The organism is Chitinophaga nivalis (assembly GCF_025989125.1).
Classification (GTDB): Bacteria; Bacteroidota; Bacteroidia; order Chitinophagales; family Chitinophagaceae; genus Chitinophaga; species Chitinophaga nivalis.
This window is the reverse complement of record NZ_JAPDNR010000001.1, coordinates 8,424,019-8,444,131: the sequence shown is the minus strand read 5'-3', so window position 1 is coordinate 8,444,131 and position 20,113 is coordinate 8,424,019. Positions and strand designations below refer to the sequence as shown.

At 47.0% G+C, this 20,113-nt stretch carries 11 protein-coding genes; 7 read left to right on the top strand and 4 right to left on the bottom strand.

The features are described 5' to 3' along the window. Positions 1 to 3: 3 nt before the first annotated feature. From OL444_RS31270 to OL444_RS31255, 4 genes are all read right to left on the bottom strand, one after another. Positions 4 to 477, bottom strand: coding sequence for a MarR family winged helix-turn-helix transcriptional regulator (locus tag OL444_RS31270; protein WP_264726663.1), 474 nt, complete (start codon positions 475 to 477; stop codon positions 4 to 6). Between the two features lie 224 nt (positions 478 to 701). After that, the gene (uxuA, locus tag OL444_RS31265) at positions 702 to 1,877 is read right to left on the bottom strand and encodes a mannonate dehydratase (RefSeq protein WP_264726665.1); all 1,176 of its coding nucleotides are present in this window, start codon (positions 1,875 to 1,877) and stop codon (positions 702 to 704) included. A gap of 84 nt (positions 1,878 to 1,961) precedes the next feature. After that, on the bottom strand, positions 1,962 to 3,302 hold the full coding sequence (locus OL444_RS31260) for a glycerate kinase type-2 family protein (protein ID WP_264726667.1): 1,341 nt from the start codon (positions 3,300 to 3,302) through the stop codon (positions 1,962 to 1,964). A gap of 70 nt (positions 3,303 to 3,372) precedes the next feature. Further along, positions 3,373 to 3,807: a DUF4890 domain-containing protein gene (locus OL444_RS31255; RefSeq protein ID WP_264726669.1), complete on the bottom strand. Its 435-nt coding sequence runs from the start codon at positions 3,805 to 3,807 to the stop codon at positions 3,373 to 3,375. A gap of 217 nt (positions 3,808 to 4,024) precedes the next feature. Here OL444_RS31255 and OL444_RS31250 point away from each other — a divergent pair, with 217 nt between their 5' ends. From OL444_RS31250 to OL444_RS31220, 7 genes are all read left to right on the top strand, one after another. Next, a complete protein-coding gene (locus OL444_RS31250; protein WP_264726671.1) occupies positions 4,025 to 7,075 on the top strand; it encodes an amidohydrolase family protein in 3,051 nt (1,016 codons plus the stop codon). A 65-nt stretch (positions 7,076 to 7,140) separates the two neighbouring features. Next, positions 7,141 to 8,433 carry an amidohydrolase family protein gene (locus OL444_RS31245; protein WP_264726673.1) on the top strand — a complete coding sequence of 431 codons (1,293 nt, stop codon included), beginning with the start codon at positions 7,141 to 7,143 and terminating at the stop codon, positions 8,431 to 8,433. 533 nt (positions 8,434 to 8,966) lie between these two features. Next, the gene (locus OL444_RS31240; RefSeq protein ID WP_264726675.1) at positions 8,967 to 9,584 is read left to right on the top strand and encodes an acetyltransferase; all 618 of its coding nucleotides are present in this window, start codon (positions 8,967 to 8,969) and stop codon (positions 9,582 to 9,584) included. 200 nt (positions 9,585 to 9,784) lie between these two features. Further along, the gene (locus OL444_RS31235; protein ID WP_264726677.1) at positions 9,785 to 14,026 is read left to right on the top strand and encodes a DUF6443 domain-containing protein; all 4,242 of its coding nucleotides are present in this window, start codon (positions 9,785 to 9,787) and stop codon (positions 14,024 to 14,026) included. 10 nt (positions 14,027 to 14,036) lie between these two features. Beyond that, the gene (locus OL444_RS31230) at positions 14,037 to 14,504 is read left to right on the top strand and encodes a hypothetical protein (RefSeq protein ID WP_264726679.1); all 468 of its coding nucleotides are present in this window, start codon (positions 14,037 to 14,039) and stop codon (positions 14,502 to 14,504) included. Positions 14,505 to 14,753: 249 nt separating this feature from the next. Next, positions 14,754 to 15,335 (top strand): hypothetical protein, encoded by a 582-nt coding sequence (locus OL444_RS31225; RefSeq protein ID WP_264726680.1) that lies wholly within the window; start codon positions 14,754 to 14,756, stop codon positions 15,333 to 15,335. A gap of 379 nt (positions 15,336 to 15,714) precedes the next feature. Beyond that, entirely contained in the window at positions 15,715 to 20,109 is a 4,395-nt protein-coding gene (locus tag OL444_RS31220; protein ID WP_264726682.1) for a DUF6443 domain-containing protein, read from the top strand. Positions 20,110 to 20,113: the final 4 nt, after the last annotated feature.

Here is a 20,113-nt window from a genome sequence, read left to right as displayed (position 1 = left end):
GGTTTAGATGCCAATACCCCGGTGGAGTTTCAATAAGATACGTTTCATTTCTACCGCATCGGTTTCTCCAATGATAGCCGTATAGGAGTGCTGAATGGCTTCAATGCATTCCCATGCGTTGATCATCAGTTCTTTTCCCTGTTCTGTGAGGTAAATGATGCTGGCCCGGTTGTCGGTATCATGTTTCCGGGTGCTGATGTAACCTGTGGCTTCCAGCTTTTTAACGACTTTACTCATCGCTTGTTTGCTGATTTTGGCTTTTCTGGCGAGGTCGTTGTTGATGGTGCCGTGGGCGTCGATATTTACAAGGAGTACCATGTCTCCCAGTTTAAAATGGGGGTAGCCGCGTTCCTGTATTTTTTCGGTAAGCCGCCAGTCCATATCTTTTTTAAGCTGGCTTAATAAGCGGGCGAGGCTATCGGGGCGTTTGGCCAGACAGGCTTCGTACTGCTCATCTGTAGTAGAATTGCTGATCATGATGTAGGTTTAGTAAAAATTATTGGCGGTAAACAAAAGGGTTGAACACATCGTTGTTCAACCCTCACAATATATTTAAGAGCGGCGATATTTGTACGCGTAATCAGCCATTACGGTATGGATTCAAATATACTTTCTGCTCTTGCGTAGCATCTCAGTCCGACGATGGTATTGCTTATCCCCACCTTAACTCTTTGTGCGGACCTGATGCTGGTAGTAGTCAGTCAATCAGAGCCTAAAGCCCCCGCAATGCCCATTTCCAGGCCACGCAGTTCTGCCAGACCACGCAGGCGGCCGATAGCGCTGTAACCAGGATTGGTAGATTTATGGAGGTCATCCAGCATCTGGTGTCCATGATCGGGGCGCATGGGAATGGAAACATTACGCCGTTTCATGGTGATGAGAATGTTTTTCACCACGGCAAACATGTTTACATCGCCTTCCAGGTGATTGGCTTCGTAGAAGTTGCCCTGGGCGTCGCGTTTGGTGCTGCGGAGGTGAATGAAGTGGATATGGTCTCCCAGGCGTTCAATCATGCCTGGCAGGTCATTATCTTCCCGTACGCCAAATGAGCCTGTGCAGAAGCACAGTCCATTGGAAGAGTAGGGCGCTGCAATGAGCAGTTCTTTGGCATCCTGTTCGGTGCTTACAATCCGGGGTAATCCGAATATCGGAAATGGCGGATCATCCGGGTGGATGGCCAGTTTTACGCCGGCTTCTTCAGCTACCGGAGCAATTTGCTGCAGGAAATAAAACAGGTGCAGTTTCAGCTGGGTAGCATCAATGCCTTTGTATTTATCCAATGCCGCCTGGAATTGTTCCAGGGTGAAGGTAGCTTCTGATCCTGGCAGTCCGGCGATGATGTTTTGCTGTAACAAGGTTTTGTCAGCAGGTGTCATGCTGTCGAAATGCTCTTTTGCCTGGGCAATCTCTTCGTCGTTGTAATCTTTTTCGGCAGCAGGTCTTTGCAGCATGAACAGGTCGAACGCCATAAAAGCGGCTTTTTCAAAGCGGAGTGCTTTGGAGCCGTCGGCTACGGGGTAGGCCAGGTCAGTGCGGGTCCAGTCCAGCACGGGCATAAAGTTGTACGTTACCGTACGGATATCGCAGGCTGCGAGGTTGCGCAGGGTATGCTGATAGTTGGTGATATATTCCCTGAAACGACCGCTTTGTGTTTTGATATCTTCATGTACCGGCACACTTTCTACCACAGACCAGGTTAAACCGGCTGCTTCGATGATCGCTTTACGTTTTAGTATTTCTTCCTTCGTCCACACCGCTCCATTAGGCAGATGATGCAAAGCAGTAACAATACCGGTAGCTCCAGCCTGTTTTATATCAGACAAACTAACCGGATCATCAGGCCCGAACCATCGCCATGTCTGTTCCATTCTCAGCATAATGCATATTGGTTTAGTAAATCCAGAATTTTTGAATTCAGGGCCCAAAAATAAAACCTATCAGCACATATACAAACTTTGATTTTAAATTTCGGTCTGCTCCGCGGCAATCAATACGATCATGAGGTCCATCACATTTGTTTGTGTGGGGCCTGTAACCAGTAGCCCGCCTGCCTTTGAGAAGAAATGCCAGGCGTCGTTACTGTGCAGAAAACTATTTGGGTCCAGTTGTAATTTTAAGGCATTTTTTATCGTTTGGGCATGCACGATAGCCCCGGCGGCATCGGTAGGTCCGTCTGTGCCGTCTGTTCCGCCACTCAGGAGGGTGATATGCGGATGATCTGCGAGGGCGATACCAGCTGCCAGTGCCAGCTGCTGATTACGGCCTCCTTTACCGCTACCGGTAACGGTTACCGTTGTTTCTCCTCCCATGAGCAAACAGGCTGGCAAAGGTCCGGGGTATTGGAGGGCCTGTTGCACCAGGTATTGTGCGGTCGTGTGTACTTCACCGGTAGTATCTGCGGCCAGCAGCTGCGGATGGTAGCCCAGCTCCTGTGCCTTGCCGGCGGCGGCTTCCAGGGCAATCCGGTTGGTACCTGTGAGGTAGTTATGCACATGACCGAAACCTGTGCTGCCGGGTTTGGGCGTATCTGCTATCTTGCCGGCCACGCCGTTTTCAATATGTTGTAATAAGGCGGGCGGTATTTTTTCTGTAAGATGATATTTTCGGAGGATGGCCAGCGTATCCGCGAACGTAGTAGGATCCGGTACCGTAGGGCCGGAGCCGATCACACTGAGATCGTCGCCTACCACATCACTGAGGATAAGGGTACATACGGTAGCCGGCAACAGGGCCTGTGCCAGGCGGCCTCCTTTGATGCCGGAAATATGTTTCCGCACCGTATTCATTTCCCGGATATCGGCGCCGCTATGCAGCAGCAGGGAAAACAGCTGTTGTACGTCTGTCAGCCGGCATCCGGGTGGTACATCGGCCAGCAGGGAAGAGGCGCCACCGGACAACAGAAAAAATACCAGGTCCTGCGGGCGTACCTGTTGGGTGAGTGCCAGCAGTTGTGTGGTAGCTTCCACGCTGTTGTTGTCGGGTACCGGGTGGCCGGCTTCGAGTAGCGTCAGTTGTTGCAAGGGTAAGGCATGGCCGTATTTGGTAACGATGCAGCCCTGCAACGGAAAATGCGGCAACAATAATTGCTCCAGCTCCTGTGCCATAGCAGCAGCGGCTTTGCCGGCGCCGGTGATCCAGATGGTCGCATCCGGGGCTACCCGGTAATCATCTCCCGAAATCCGAATCACAGGCTGGTGATGCTCCTGCCATACACTTACGTTGTTGCGTATCAGCGCTGCCGGATGTACCGCTGCTACGGCGTATTCAAAAATGTGGGTGATATCGGTTACCGGGTTTGTCATGAACGGTGTTGACGGCAATAAAAAAGCAGTGGGCGTAAGCTCACTGCCGGTATGTGGTGAAATAAGGTATTTATTCAGTTTGAGAAGCGTCCCTGGCGGCTTTGCGCTGTCTTTTCTTTTCCATTTTGGCTTCCAGGTGTTCTTTCTTTTTCAGCTCCCAGTCATTCCATTTTTTGTACTGCGTAGCATTCAATACTGTTTTAAAACGCTGGCTGCGTTCTGCATCCAGTGTTCTGTATTGCTGCATGCGTTCTTTTTTGGTGAGCGATTTATCCATGTGTACCAGATCCAGCCGACGTACGATGTCTTGATTAATTGACAATATCTGTTTACTCTGCTGCTTATCGAGGCTCAGTTCCCGCGCAATTTTATCCGTTATTTTATCGGCTCTTCCTTCGGCACTCCAGCGGCCTCTTGAATGGCTGCTGTCGGCCTGTGCGTGTACCTGCACGGCGCTGGAAATGCATAATAGTAAAAGGATGGTATATACAGTGATATATTTCATATGGCGTAAATTATAGTAAAAATGATGGCGCCTTCGTTGCAAACTTAGGCCTAAACCTCATTCAATTTATCCCTTTTTCGTGTTAATGCAAAACTAAATTGGCTGTCAGCTGCGCTACCACTCATAAAAAAAAGTATTATTTACTAAGACCAGCTATAATGATTTGCTACATTTACTCATCAACTGAATCTAAACCGTTAAAAACTAAAACAAATACATGAAAAGAGCTTTTGAGAGACCCGTGTTGGCCCAGCTGTCACGACGCGTAGCTTTTGCCATGGGCGGTCACCGGAGCAAGTTAATGTTGATGGCCTTATTAATGGCCGGTTCCGCTGCCTATGCCCAGGAAACCTATCCCGTAAACGGTATTGCCAGCCCGCGCGAAGGCTGTGTGGCATTTACCCATGCCACCCTTGTTAAAGACGCGCAAACCACCCTGAACAATGCCACCCTGGTTATCCGCAATGGGAAAGTCGTGGACGCAGGTCCTAACGCCGCAATCCCTAAAGATGCCGTGGTAGTGGATTGTAAAGGAAAGTACATTTATCCTTCTTTTGTAGACCTCTACAGCAGTTATGGTTTACCCGATGGAAAACGCAGCCCGTTTTCCTGGAATGCGCCCCCGCAGTTTTTATCGAATACCAAAGGTGCGTATGGCTGGAATCAGGCTATCAGAAGTGAAGTAAATGCAGGCGCTTTATTTAACGTAGATGAAAAGAAAGCCGCCAACATCCGGGAAGCGGGTTTCGGTACCGTACTTACCCAACAGGAAGATGGTATTGCCCGTGGCACCGCAGCCCTGGTAACGCTGGCGGATACCAAAGAAAACCTGGCTATCATCCGCGAGAAAGCTGCTGCTGCCTATTCCTTTGATAAAGGTAGTTCCACACAAAATTATCCGAATTCCCTGATGGGTTCTATTGCCTTGCTGCGCCAGACTTTCCTGGATGCGCAATGGTATAAATCACAGCCGGCGAAAGAAGGGGTAAACCTTTCCCTGCAAGCCTGGAATGAGAACCTGCAGTTACCGCAGCTGTTTTTGACTGCCGATAAATGGGATGTATTGCGGGCAGATAAAGTAGGCGATGAATTTGGCGTACAGTTTATCATCAAAGGTGGCGGTAATGAATACCAGCGTATTCCTGAGATGGCAGCTACCAAAGCTACTTTCGTGTTGCCGGTTAACTTCCCGGGTGCCATCGATGTGGAAGATCCCACCGATGCCCGTTTTGTATCTCTGGCAGAAATGAAAAACTGGGAAATGGCGCCTGGTCAGCCAGCCGCTTTTGAAAAAGCCAATATCCCGTTTTGCTTGACCGCTGCCGGGTTAAAAGATATTAAACAGTTCCTTGGCAATGTGCGCAAAGCCATTGAATATGGACTGACGGAACAGAAAGCACTGGAGGCGCTTACCAAAACGCCTGCTACCGCTTTGAAAGCGTATGACAAAGTAGGTAGCCTGGAACCTGGTAAACTGGCTAACTTCCTCATTACTTCCGGTCCGCTCTTCCGCGAACAAACCGTGGTGTTACAGAACTGGGTACAGGGTAACCGTTATGTGATCAAAGAAGATGGCTGGAACGATATCCGGGGTAGCTACACTTTAAGCATCACGCCTGGTACCACCCTGAACATCGACATAAAAGGTACGCCGTCGGCGCCAACCTTGTCTGTTATTCAGCCCGACACACTTTCCGGCCGCATTGACGTTACCGATAAACTGGTCACCTTATCGCTGCCATTGTCTAAAAAAGGCAGGAATAATCTGCGACTGAGTGGTCTGATCGGCGCCGGCAACTGGACCGGTACCGGTGTAGATACCGCTGGAAATCCTGTAAAATGGACGGCTGTATTTGTAAAAGCCATCGCAGATAAACCTGCGGTAGTGAAGGAAGCAGCAGCCATTACTACCGGTGAACTGTATTATCCGTTCAATGGTTATGGCTGGGAGAAGCTCCCGCAGCAACAGGATATCCTGATTAAAAATGCAACCGTATGGACCAATGAAAAAGAAGGTCGTCTGGAAAATACAGATGTGCTGATAAAGGGCGGAAAAATTGCGCAGATAGGTAAAAACCTGGCTGGCGGCAATGCCCGCGTGATCGACGGTACCGGTAAACACCTGTCTGCCGGCATCATCGATGAACACTCTCACATTGCACTCTCCCGTGGTGTGAATGAAGCGTCACAGGCCGTAACGGCAGAAGTACGCATTGCGGATGTACTGAATCCGGATGATGTGAATATCTACCGGCAGCTGAGTGGTGGCGTAACCGCTTCGCACCTGTTACACGGTAGTGCCAACCCTATCGGCGGACAGTCACAGCTGATCAAACTGCGTTGGGGACAAAATGCAGAAGCCCTGAAAGTAACGGGATGGGATCCTTTCATCAAATTTGCATTGGGTGAAAACGTAAAACAATCCAACTGGGGCGAGCGTAACAATGTTCGTTTCCCGCAATCCAGAATGGGGGTAGAGCAGGTATATGTAGATGCGTTTACCCGTGCCCGTGACTATGAAAAACAAGGTCCTGGCAAACGCCGTGATCTGGAGCTGGATGCACTGGTGGAAATCCTGCATCAGCAGCGTTTCATCACCTGTCACTCTTATGTACAAAGCGAAATCAATATGCTGATGCATGTGGCAGATAGTTTCCATTTCCGCGTCAATACTTTCACGCACATCCTGGAAGGTTACAAAGTAGCAGATAAAATGAAGGCACATGGCGCCGGCGCCGGTACATTCGCCGACTGGTGGGCATACAAAATGGAAGTACAGGATGCTATTCCTTATAATGCAGCGATCATGCACAACGTAGGCGTAGTAACGGCTATTAACTCCGATGATGCCGAAATGGCCCGCCGCCTGAATCAGGAAGCTGCCAAAAGTGTTCGTTATGCCGGTGTTAGTGAAGATGATGCGTTGAAAATGGTGACCCTGAATCCAGCTAAACTCCTGCATGTGGATAACCGCATGGGTAGTATCCGGGTGGGTAAAGATGCCGACGTGGTATTGTGGAGCGATCATCCCCTGAGCATTTATGCCAAGGCAGATAAAACCATTGTAGATGGTATTGTGGAATTCGACCGCGAGTATGACCTGCAGCTGCGTAAACGTATTGCCGCAGAACGTAGTCGGCTTACCCAGAAACTGCTGGGCGAAAAGAAAAAAGGAACACCTACCCAGAAAGCAGCCTTTACACGGGAAGAAATGTACCATTGCGAAGACCTGCAGGGCGGACATCAGCATGATATTGTGAACAAATGATCCATCTGCCTTATTTGAAAAATTTTGCTACTGGCCACATACCGGTAGCTCAAAAAAGTAACTGCATGAAAAAAAGCATATCTCTGGCGGTACTGGCAATGGGTTTTTATACTGCCCACGCTCAGGAAACCATCTCAGCGGCCTTGCCACAAAACAGGCCGGTATACCTCACCAACGCTGTTATCCACATTGGTAACGGACAGGTTATTGAAAAAGGCACTATCGCCTTTGCTCAGGGAAAGATTACAGCGGTAGGCGCCAATGTACCGGCTGCCGGCAGCGATGCTACCGTGCTGGATCTGAAAGGACAGCATGTATATCCCGGCATTATTGCACCGGAATCCAATCTGGGTTTGACGGAATTTGAAAGCGTACGCGCTACCAACGACTATGAAGAAGTAGGCGAAATCAATCCTTCTATCCGGTCGTTGATCTCCTACAATACCGATTCAAAAGTGATCAACACCCTTCGTTCCAATGGTATTCTGCTGGCACAGATAACGCCACAGGGGGGCCTGATCAGTGGTAGTTCTTCCGTTGTACAACTGGATGCCTGGAACTGGGAAGATGCGGCCTATAAAACAGATAATGCCCTGCATTTTAATATGCCCCGTTTAATCCCGGTTAGTAATGAACGCGGAGGCGGCGGCAATGAAACGGATCGCGTTAAAAAAGGCCTGGAACAAATAGAAAAGGTGCGAGTATTTTTCCGTGAAGCCAAAGCCTATCTGCAGGAAAGCAAGCATGCGGCTACCAATCTGAAATATGAATCCATGCGTCGCCTGTTTGCCAAAGAGCAACGGCTCTTTGTACACTGTGAACTGGTAAAGGAAATGCTGATAGCCATTGATTTTGCCAAAGAATTCGATGTGCCGGTAACCATCGTAGGTGGTAGTGATGCCTGGCTGATTGCCGATATCCTGAAACAAAACAACATCCCGGTAGTACTGGCACAGCCCCATAGTCTGCCCAGCACACCCGATGATGATGTGGATCAGCCTTACAAAACACCCGCCATACTGCAAAAAGCAGGCGTGTTGTTTTGCCTGAGTAATGAAGGTTTCTGGCAGCAACGTAACCTGAGTTACGAAGCTGGTACTGCCAGTACCTACGGTTTAAGTAAGGAAGAAGCTTTGTCTGCTGTGACGCTCAATGCTGCTAAAATCTTGGGTATTGATAAAATCACCGGCTCTCTGGAAACAGGTAAAGACGCCAATATTGCCGTTAGTACCGGCGATATCCTGGATATGAAAACAGCGGTGATTATCCAGGCTTATATACAAGGCCGGGAAGTTAACCTGGATAACAAACAGCATCAGCTGTATGAAAAATATCAGCAAAAATACCGGCTGAAATAAAAAACAGCTAACAGATTTAAAAGGCGGTTGTCTCTATTAAAGAGACAACCGTTTTTTATTAGCAGGTACAGTAGATAAGATTAGGCATCCGCAAAAAAAATGAAAATGTTGTATCAGATTCCCGGCTGCTGCTATATTCCCAGCCTGCTTTTCTACAACCCGAAATTTTTCTGCCATCAACTTTCATAATATTCTCCTGAATACACTTTCTTTGCCGCATCTCTATAACTGGCGGCAATGATCGGAAGCCCATTGCCCAATAAATCACACCTGATAACATTCCGGGATTAGTTCATGTGAAACGGCCTCGCTGTGCAATCATGATAAATACCCGGAGATACTATACATACTTGTCGACCAGCAGCTTAAATTATTGTACGAATTATTGAGACGGTTTTATAGAATAGCCGCCCATGGCATATTATGTCCTGTGGCTATCTGTAATAAAGCAGGAGAAATTGTTGTGCGCGTACAGCAGGCTGGTGACGTTTTAGTGATAGCATGATAAATTCTTATGTTTTAAAATAAATACCATGCAGGAAATTTATATTTTAGGAGCCGGCGGTTTTGCGAAGGAAGTATACTTCCTCATTACTCAGATTGGTGGTTATGATATCCGGGGATTTGTGGACATTAAAGCCGGTGATCCTATTAAAATAGGAAAAACAATGGTGCCGGTTTGGGGAGAAGCAGACATCGCCGACAAAAAAGGAGCCGCACTGGCTATTGGGATCGGGCAGCCTAAGATTATTAAGAAACTGGCTGCTGCTTTCGGTGAAGGGTTTTATTTTCCGAATCTCATACATCCCGGTGTTATTATAGATGAGGATAATGTAACGTTTGGACGAGGTAATATCCTGACGGCCAATGTAGTTTTTACCACTGGCATTACCGTCGGTTCGTTTAACATTTTTAACCTGGCAACTACGGTAGGACATGATGTAGTGATCGGAGATCATAATGTGTTTAATCCCTGTGTTGCCATTTCCGGTTTCGTAAAAATCGGAGATACCAACCTGATAGGTGTAAAGGCTACTATACTGGAAGGTAAAACCGTAGGTAGTCAGTCGATTGTGGGCGCTGCCGGCCTGGTACTGAAAGATGTACCGGACAACGTTACTGTGGTGGGTGTACCAGCTGTTATTAAATAGCACCCCTATCATTATTTTTTAAAGAACAGCCAATCGGCTGTTCTTTAAATTCCAGGCGAAGGGGGAAGGTAATCAACGATTTTATTTTATCACCGGGCTAACTTACCTGGTTTGTAAGACAGTTCTTTTTTTCGTAGTATTTATAAGCAAACCAAAATGCGTATATTATAGTAATTGATTTACCCAACACCCCTATATCTATGCCTGGAAATTACACCTATACCGGCTGTCTGTTAGCATTATCCCTGCTTTTCACCAGTCCAATGCTTGCGCAGAACGCACCTGTATCCGCTTCCGCCGTACCCGCAACACCTGTTGCCGTACCTGCAGGATATACAAATGCCACGATTAATTATGTCAGGGTATGGGAACCTTCGCTGCCCACTTCCGACTTTGCCATGGTGATGAGTTCCGCCAGAACCGTAAAAGAAGTAAAACAGACGACCCAATATTTTGATGGATTGGGCCGGCCACTGCAAACGGTACTCAAAAACGTCAGCAAAAGCGGTAAGGATCTGGTAACACCTGTTGCCTATGATGCTTTCGGAAGAGAACAATATCAATACCTGCCGTATGTACCTCAGACGGGCAATACCAGCGATGGTGCTTTTAAAACGAGTCCATTTACCGGACAGCAGGCATTTTACAAAGATACCACCCTGAATCCCGGTGCTAAAAATGAAAGTATTTATTACAGCCAGACAGATTTTGAACCATCGCCGTTAAACCGGGTATCAAATACCTATTCACCAGGCAACAGCTGGGCAAAAACAGGCGGTAATCATCCGCAGCGCCAGCAATACTTCGTTAACGCGCTCACCGACTCCGTCAGATTATGGACGATGCAGGGTACAACCCCTGTCAGCAGTGCCATTTATGGCGCGGGGCAATTGTATAAAAATGTGACGATCGATGAAAGCGGCAACCAGGTGGTGATCTATAAAGATAAATCCGACCTGATCGTGCTGAAAAAAGTACAGCTGGCTACTTCACCCGGGGCGGCGCATATGGGATGGTTATGCACCTATTATATCTATGATGATTGGAATAACCTGCGTTTCGTGATTCCACCGCTGGCTACCGAAAAAATTACCAGCACCTGGAACGTAACGCCGATAGCAGCAGAGTTATGTTTCCAGTACCGCTACGATGGCCGCAACAGAATGATCATCAAAAAAGTACCCGGCGCCGACTCTACTGAAATGGTGTATGACAACAGAGATCGGCTGGTGTATGTACGCGATGGTAAGCAACGTACCACTGGTACGGGCCAATGGCTGGTAACCTTTTATGACGTATTCAACAGGCCGGTGCAAACAGCGATCTATAGTTCCAATGCTACCCGGGAAACATTGCAAACAGAGATAAAAAATGCGGTTATAGGTAGCAGTAGCCCTGCTACTTTTCCCGTACTGCCGGCAGGTGCGCTTACCCCATTGAGTTATACCTACTACGATAACTATGATTACACGGGCGTACAACCTGCCTTGTTAGCCGATTTGGGTAAACCGCAAGCTGGTGCGAATCCCTATCCGGTACCGTTGTCCAACTACAGCAATATGACCCTGGGCCTGGTAACGGGCATGAAAGTGCGGGTGATGGATACCAATCAATGGTTAACTACCACTACCTATTATACCAATGAAGCAAAGTTGTTGCAACGTATCAGTGATAATGTCGCCGGAGGCAAAGAAACCACTTCCTACCTGTATGATTTCAGTGGTAAAGTATTAAGTACCTATCACCGGCATACCAACCCTGCGAGTACACTGACACCCAATACGCAGGTGCTCACCACCATCGCCTATGATGATGCCGGCAGGGTGAAAGAGGTGAAGAAAAGAATCAATGATGTGGAAGCCCTGGAAAGAACGGTAGCGTCCAACGAATATTCAGAGTCCGGCCAGCTGAAAACAAAGTTGCTGGGCATCGATAAAAATAATCCGCCGGTAGAAAGATTATCTTTTGAATACAACATCCGTGGCTGGTTGACCAGTATCAACAAAGACTACCTGAACAATGGCGGTACCACGTCTCACTTTGGGCAGGAACTCAGCTACGACAATGGTTTCCGTGATAAATCCTTTAATGGTAACATCAGCGGCGTACGCTGGAAAGGCTGGAATGATCCGCTGCCAAGAGCCTACGGTTATAACTACGATATGGCCAATCGCTTATCCCAGGCCGATTTCACCCAGCAGAATGCTGGTAGCAAAGTATGGACACAGGATAAAATGAACTTCTCGGTGCCCTGGGTAACGTATGACGCCAATGGTAACATTACCAAAATGTCGCAGAAAGGCATGGATGGCGCCAGCATCATACCGCTGGACCAGCTGGCCTATAGCTATCTGCCCAACAGTAATAAGCTGGCGACAGTATATGATACCAGCGGTGTATCTACCCGGCTCGGTGATTTTAAAAATGGCAGTAACACCGGTAATGATTATGAATATGATCTGAATGGTAATGTTATCAAAGATCTGAATAAAAGTATTTCTTCCATTACCTACAATCACCTGAACCTGCCGGTATTAATTACCATTGACAACAAAGGCACAATCGCCTATCAATACGATGCTGTCGGCAATAAGCTGAAAAAAGTAGTGACCGATAGAACCGGATCCACTGTAAAAACGGTTACCACCACTTACAGCAATGGCTTCATCTATCAGAATGATACCCTGCAGTTCTTCGGACATGAAGAAGGCCGGGTACGGATGGCCTATAAAACGGGCCAGGCGCCGGCTTATGTATACGACTACTTTGTAAAAGATCACCTGGGTAATACCCGTGTAGTGCTCACAGAGCAGCGTGATTTCTCACTGTATGCTGCCACCATGGAGGCGCCGGCAGCGGCCCGGGAAACGCTGTTGTTCAGCAATATCGATGATACCCGTGCGCCTAAACCGGCGGGTTATCCTAAAGACGACAACGCAGCGAAGAACGAATCCGTATCAAAGCTGGTGGCGAAGAATGGCGGTAAAAAAATAGGTCCTTCTATTGTGTTGCGGGTAGTAGCCGGCGATTCTATTCAGATCGGCGCCAAAGCATTTTATAAATCTACCGGACCAAAAGATAAAAACAACACGGCAGTACCAGCAGAAAATATGCTGGCAGACCTGTTACAGACTTTCGGTGGCGCTGCCGCACAGGAAGCAGCACACGGTGGCGTAGCAGCAGGTAATCAAACACCTTTTAATACCAACTTCTACAACAACGACTATCAACGCCTGAAAGACAAAGAACCTAACCGGCAGCAGCCCGACCGTCCGAAAGCTTACCTGAATTTTGTGTTGTTTGATGAGCAGTTTAACTTAGTAGACGAAAATAGTGGCGTAAAACAGGTAAAGGCAGAACCGGATCAGTTACAAACACTGGCCGTAGACAAAATGCTGATAAAGAAAAGTGGTTTCCTGTATGTATACACCAGCAATGAAACACCACAGGAGATGTTCTTCGATAACGTAACTTTAGGCGTGACTGCCGGGCCGGTATTGGAAGAAACCCATTATTATCCGTTTGGGTTAACGATGGCCGGTATCAGCAGTAATGCGCTGAAAGGCACCAACTATGCGGAGAACCGGATGAAGTATAATGGTAAAGAATTGCAACATAAAGAATTTGGAGATGGCAGCGGATTGGAATGGTATGATTATGGCACCAGAATGTATGATGCCCAGATAGGCCGCTGGCACGCCATCGATCCAATGGCGGAAGTGATGCGCAGATGGTCGCCTTATAATTATGCATTTAATAATCCAATTCGGTTTATTGATCCGGATGGGATGGCGCCCGATCCTATTTATGATACAGATGGGAGGAAGATCGGCGATGACGGGAAAAAAGATAACCGGATTCATATTGTTACAGATTCCAAGGAAGTAAAAAGAATCAAAGCAGAGACGAAAGCGGGTGGTACTTCCAATATTGATAATGTAGCCAAAGTGACATTGAACGGTGGGAAAAAAACGGTGGAAGGAGTAGAGAAATCCGTCAGCGCGGAAGAAGTGGATACTAAAGCCGGTGCAGGAGATGCGGAGCTGCATGAAGAAGGAGGACATACGGCCAGAGATGAAAAAGGCGAGGTGACCGCTACTGCCTGGAAACCTGGTATTAAGAAAACCGGTACCAATAATGCCTCCATACCGGCCTTTAACGGGGTGGATCAACCAACTGCGGAAGCTTTAGCAGATTACTGGCATGTGCATACAGAAGGAACCGTTACTACACAAAATAAAGATGGGGATGAGGTAAATACGCATGCTGCCCGGTCACCGTCGCCAGATGACAAGGCTTACCATAGAAATCCCGCCAATGGAGTAGGTAGTGCAACAGCCATACAGGTAGATACCTATGGAAGGAATAAGGTGAATTTCTATAATGGGGCCGGCGTTATTTTAAGTATGCCTTACACCAAATTTTTAAAGCTTAAAAATTAACCACATCAACATGTACAGATTATTCATCATAGGGCTGTTATGTTGTGCCGCAGTGGCACAGGGACAGGTAAAGCTGCAACCAGCTGACTTTGCCGGCACTGCCTGGGTTACCGGCAACAAAGACAGTACTTTTTTTAAGTCGGATACGGTCAGGCTGATAAAAAGTATCACCAGTAAAACAGAAGAGATAGATGCCCCTGGTCATTTTAATGGCAGCGATTTCGTGACACTAACCTTTGCAAAAGCACATAAACTGCAGCTGGCTATTACCGAAGTGGCTACCTGGTCTGTTATCCAAAAGAAGGGACCGTACAAATGGGTATTCCATCCGGAAAAACAATTGCTGACATTGTATTTTAAAGATACCTTGTTCGCATCTTTTACCCCACTGAGGATACAAGCAACGCAGGTGAAATCGATATACGCGGATCATGGGCCTGTTGCTACCAAAGAATTGATATTGGTAAGAGTGCAGTAGCCATCTGCATATGATAAATACTGGAAGCGGTTATCCTGGTGAGGGATAGCCGCTTTTTTATGAGCTGTTAAAATGATGGGATGAAAAGGGAATTCCGTGCGACGATGTGATTAAATATCTTATCCTCATATTAATTTATGGAATGACTGCTGATGCCCAAGCAAAGGGATTAAATAATGTATATAATATGTGGAGATTTGCAGCGCAGGATGTTTATGAGAAAAAAATTATGGTCATTAAAGATAAAATATGAAATACACGTTATTATTGTTAGTTAGTATACTGATGCTGGTACAGCTATATGTTGGTTGTAATAGTGCAAACAATCAAGCACCGGTTCAGGAACCTGTGAATCCCGTAAATGATAGCCTGACAAATAAGGTACACAATAAAGTCAGTAGTACCATAGACGAGGATTCAATGGAGCTTGTCAATATTTATAAAACCTACCAGCAAAATTATGACGCTGCTATAAAAATTGATACGGCATTTGTTTTTAAAGAAAGCAAAGTTAAAGTTGATTTTCAATACTACTGCCTGCATGATAGCTCGCTGCGGTTACCAGCAAAATACACGGAGATGTATGGCATCAAAGATTTTGTAACACACCAGTTTGAATCGACTTTAAAAGTACGGATAAACGATCAACCTGTACTTGAGATTATTAGAAAAAAGATGTTTGAAGATACCATCCCTGTAGCGTTAAAAAAGTATGGCGTATTGTTATACCCTGTTTTGACGATCGGAAAAGATCACGTTGCAATAGATTATAGCTTAGCGATACCGCTTACAGATGTAGGAAGGCTGGTCTCTTTTCCCATATTTAAATGATAGGAAGATAGTATTTGGGGAATAGCCTGTCTGTCAGGTTGGGGTTTACTATAGAAGAAATAGGCCTTATAAGCACCTTGCACACGAAGGAAGACATTAATTAAATAAAACGAGCCTGGAACGCGGATATTCATCCGCTTTTTTAGTGTCACCTCCGATAGTATATGGGAGGCGTGATTGTATTCCCATATTAAATTTATGAATTGACTGCCCCGATATTCCGCTGAATGTATTTATTTTACAGCGTCATTAAGATAGTATGTCGTATTGGAAACCCGCTGCTTAGTGATAGGACAATAACGGTTAGCCCACATTATAAGACCATGATAATGGAAGGGCGATCAAGATAAAATAATTTATTCCTATTCCGCTGTATTATATGTTTGGAAAATATACCTATACCGGTTGCCTGACGGCAATATCCCTACTCCTGAGTAGTTTGTTGCAGGCGCAGAACAAACCCACTCCCGGAAACGGCGTATCTGCCGTGGCAGCACCCGTACCTGGCGCTTATAGCAATACGACCATTAACTATATCCGTATCTGGGAACCGGCGATGCCCACTACCGATAGCGCCGCAGTGGTGAATGCCAGCCGGCCGGTAAGAGAGGTGCGGCAATCTACCCAATACTTTGATGGCTTGGGCCGGCCTTTGCAAACGGTGGCCAAAGGCATGAGTAATACGGGCAAAGACGTGGTGGCGCCGGTGGTGTATGATGCCATGGGTAGAGAACAATATAAATACCTGCCGTATGTGCCGAAAACGGGTAATGTCAGCGATGGTAAATTCAAAACCGATCCTTTTACAGGGCAGCAGGCATTTTATGCAGATCCGGTACTGAATCCCGGCGCTAAAAATGAAGCCGTTTATTATAGCCAGACAGATTTTGAAGCGTCGCCGCTGAATCGGGTACTGAATACCTATGCACCGGGTAACAGCTGGGCGAAAACCGGTGGCAATCATCCGGTAAAACAAGGATATGAGGTGAATACGGCAACAGATTCCGTGCGGATCTGGAATATGCAGGGCAATACGCCCGTTACCAATGCTATCTATAGTACCGGCGCATTATTTAAAAACATAACGACCGACGAAAACGGCAACCAGGTAGTGGTGTACAAAGACAAAGACGACCTGGTGATGCTGAAAAAAGTACAACTGGCCACTACACCTGGTACGGCACATATGGGTTGGTTGTGTACTTATTATGTGTACGATGATTTAAACAACGTTCGTTTCGTAATCCCGCCGCTGGCCACCGAAAAAATTACCAGCACCTGGAACGTGGCATCGGTAGCGGCTGAACTGTGTTTCCAATACCAATACGATGGGAAGAACCGGATGATCGTCAAAAAAGTACCTGGCGCCGATTCTACGGAGATGGTATACGATGTGCGGGATCGCCTGGTATTTGTGCGGGATGGAAAATTACGTGCCGGCAATCAGTGGCTGGTGACGTTCTACGACGCTATCAACAGACCCGTAGAAACAGCGCTGTATAACAGCAATACCAATCGGGCAACCTTGCAAACCAATATGAATGCAGCCCTCACGGATGGTACGACTGCCTATACTTTCCCAGGTATCAAGGACTTATTTGTAGATAAACATGATCGCAACAGTTATGTAGCCACCAACAGCGTGACGCTGGAAGATGGTTTTGATTCCGGTAGTGGCGTCAATGTGGACGTGTTTATAGATTCCACACTCACCGGTGAAACAGCGACTGTTACGGTGTCCAACCCATTGCCAGGTATTCCGGCATCGGCGCTGGTACCGCTTACATATACTTTCTACGATCATTATAATTATGCAGGCGTACTGGCCGCTGCATTAGGAGATACCAGTAAACCGCAGGTGGAAGGCAGCGCCTTTGCGGTGCCCTATGGCAAAGCCTTGACGCAGGCAAAAGGTCTGGTGACGGGCACCAAAGTGCGCATCCTGGATACCAACCAATGGCTCACTACCACCACTTACTACAACGATAAAATCCGGGTATTACAAACCATCAGCGATAATGCTGCCGGTGGTAAAGAAACCATCACCTACCTGTATGATTTCAATGGTAAGGTATTAAGTACCTATCAGCGGCATAGCAATCCATTCAGTACGGCTACGGCTAAAACCACTTTACTGACCAAGCTGACATACGATGACGCAGGCCGGTTAAAAACCATCAAGAAACGGGTGAATGATACCACTGATCTGGAGCGTACCATCGCCACCAATGATTATGACGAATTAGGACAACTCAAAACAAAGCTACTCGGCATCAACAAAAACAATCCGCCACTGGAACAGTTGTCTTACGAGTATAACATCCGGGGCTGGTTGCGCAGCGTCAATAAAGATTACCTGAATAATGGAGGCAGCGGTTCCCACTTCGGCCAGGAACTGAACTACGACAATGGTTTCAGCAATAAAAGCTACAATGGTAATATCAGCGGTATCCGCTGGAAAGGCTGGAATGATCCCCTGCAACGCGCCTACGGTTATAACTATGACCTTACCAGTCGTTTAACGGAGGCCTATTTCAGTCAGCAGAATAGTGGCAGCACCCAATGGGAGCAGAATAAAATGGATTTCTCCGTACCCTGGATAAACTATGATGCCAATGGTAACATCACCAAAATGGCACAGAAGGGAATGGAGGGTACTAACAGGGTTCCCCTGGATCAAATGGCCTATACCTATCTGCCCAACAGCAATAAGCTGGCAGCGGTATACGACACCAGTGGCGTATCCACTGCACTGGGGGACTTCAAGAACGGCAAGAACACCGGTAATGATTACGACTATGATGTAAACGGTAACCTGGTGAAAGATCTGAACAAATCCATTTCTGCCATCACGTACAACCATCTCAACTTACCGGTACTGATCACCATGGATAACAAAGGCACCATCGCCTATCAATACGATGCTGCCGGCAACAAAGTGAAAAAGACAGTGACCGATAGAACCGGATCAGCGGTGAAAACCACTACGACCAGTTATATCAATGGCTTCGTGTACCAGAACGACACGCTGCAGTTCTTTGGCCACGAAGAAGGCCGGGTACGACTGGCCTATAAAACTGGTCAGGCCCCCACGTATGTATACGACTACTTTGTAAAAGATCACCTGGGCAATACCCGCCTGGTACTCACGGAGCAACGCGACTTTTCTATGTACGCTGCTACCATGGAAACACCGGCAGCTGCCAAAGAAGCCCAGTTGTTCAGCAACATCGACGATACCCGTGCGCCTAAACCGGTAGGCTACCCGGCAGAAGATACGGCACAAAATGAATCCGTTGCCCAACTGGCTGCTAAAAACGGTGGTAAGAAAATCGGCCCTTCCATCGTGCTACGCGTGATGGCCGGCGACTCCATCCAGATTGGCGCTAAAGCCTTCTATAAATCTACCGGTCCGCAAGACAAAAATGCGTCAGAACTGCCTGCAGAAAATATGCTGGCAGCGCTGGTACAAGCATTTGGCGGCACGGCTCCCGAAGCGGGCGCCCACGATGTAGCGACCGCCGGTAATCAAACCCCTTTCAATACCAACTTCTACAACAAAGACTATCAACGTTTAAAAGATAAAGAACCCAACCGCCAAAATCCCGACCGGCCAAAAGCCTATCTTAATTTTGTTTTGTTCGACGACCAGTTTAACTTAGTTGAGGAGAACAGCGGCGTCAAACAGGTGAAAGCGGAACCGGATCAGCTGCAAACATTGGCGGTAGATCAAATGCCCATCAAGAAAAGCGGCTTCCTGTATGTATATACCAGTAACGAAACGCCGCAGGAAGTGTTCTTTGATAATGTGGTGCTAGGCGTAGTGAGTGGTCCCGTGCTGGAGGAAACGCATTATTACCCCTTTGGGTTGACGATGGCGGGGATTAGTTCGAATGCGTTGAAGGGTGCGAATTATCCGGAGAATCGGAAGAAATACAATGGAAATGAGCTGCAGACCAAAGAATTCGGTGATGGAAGTGGATTGGAATGGTTTGATTTTAATGCAAGGACATATGATCAGCAGCTAGGTCGGTTTATGCAATTAGACCCACTTGTAGAGAAAGGAGAACAAGAGTCACTTAGTCCTTATCATTTTGCGAAGAACAATCCAATAAGTAATAATGATCCAGATGGTAAAATATGGACGAATATTATTGGAGCATTAGTAGGAGGGGCAGTGGAGTATGGTACACAGGTGGCTACCAATTTGGTTGTAGGGAAAAGTTGGAGCGATGCTCTTACTAATGTTGATGGAGCTGCAATTGCTATTTCTGCAGGTGCTGGTTTTTTATCATCAGGAACATCAGCTTTTGTCCCTAGAGGAATTGCTGGAAAAGTAGTAAAAGAAGTTGTGTCAACCAGTATCGATGTTGGTGAATCTGTACTAAAGCAATATTCTGAAAATGGCGAAGTTACAATACATAAAACTATTGAAGATGTTGTTATTGGGAAAGTGGCAGGAGAGCTTACAAAGAATATTAAAATACATTCAGATGGCCGTGTGGCCGCAACCGCTCGACAAGCAGATAGAGCTGCTAGAGTAGCCGCCGCGGATCCTACAAGTGTACCAAGAGCCTTGGCTGCAAAAAAACTGGCTGCAAAAAGTGCTGCACAAGAAGTAACGAATTGGTCAGCCGGTAAAGTATCTTCTAGCGCAGTGGGTTCTATTATTCAAGGTAATTATAAAGCACTAACGACCCTCGCAAGTGGGGAGGCCACACCAGTTAAAACAGATAATACACGGATATATAAACCTTTGGTTTTATCACATTGATTAA

Excerpts from the sequence above, each read along its gene's own strand:
- OL444_RS31270 (WP_264726663.1), bottom strand. The coding sequence starts at position 477 with ATGATCAGCAATTCTACTACAGATGAGCAGTACGAAGCCTGTCTGGCC.
- uxuA (WP_264726665.1), bottom strand. The coding sequence starts at position 1,877 with ATGCTGAGAATGGAACAGACATGGCGATGGTTCGGGCCTGATGATCCG.
- OL444_RS31260 (WP_264726667.1), bottom strand. The coding sequence starts at position 3,302 with ATGACAAACCCGGTAACCGATATCACCCACATTTTTGAATACGCCGTA.
- OL444_RS31255 (WP_264726669.1), bottom strand. The coding sequence starts at position 3,807 with ATGAAATATATCACTGTATATACCATCCTTTTACTATTATGCATTTCC.
- OL444_RS31250 (WP_264726671.1), top strand. The coding sequence starts at position 4,025 with ATGAAAAGAGCTTTTGAGAGACCCGTGTTGGCCCAGCTGTCACGACGC.
- OL444_RS31245 (WP_264726673.1), top strand. The coding sequence starts at position 7,141 with ATGAAAAAAAGCATATCTCTGGCGGTACTGGCAATGGGTTTTTATACT.
- OL444_RS31240 (WP_264726675.1), top strand. The coding sequence starts at position 8,967 with ATGCAGGAAATTTATATTTTAGGAGCCGGCGGTTTTGCGAAGGAAGTA.
- OL444_RS31235 (WP_264726677.1), top strand. The coding sequence starts at position 9,785 with ATGCCTGGAAATTACACCTATACCGGCTGTCTGTTAGCATTATCCCTG.
- OL444_RS31230 (WP_264726679.1), top strand. The coding sequence starts at position 14,037 with ATGTACAGATTATTCATCATAGGGCTGTTATGTTGTGCCGCAGTGGCA.
- OL444_RS31225 (WP_264726680.1), top strand. The coding sequence starts at position 14,754 with ATGAAATACACGTTATTATTGTTAGTTAGTATACTGATGCTGGTACAG.
- OL444_RS31220 (WP_264726682.1), top strand. The coding sequence starts at position 15,715 with ATGTTTGGAAAATATACCTATACCGGTTGCCTGACGGCAATATCCCTA.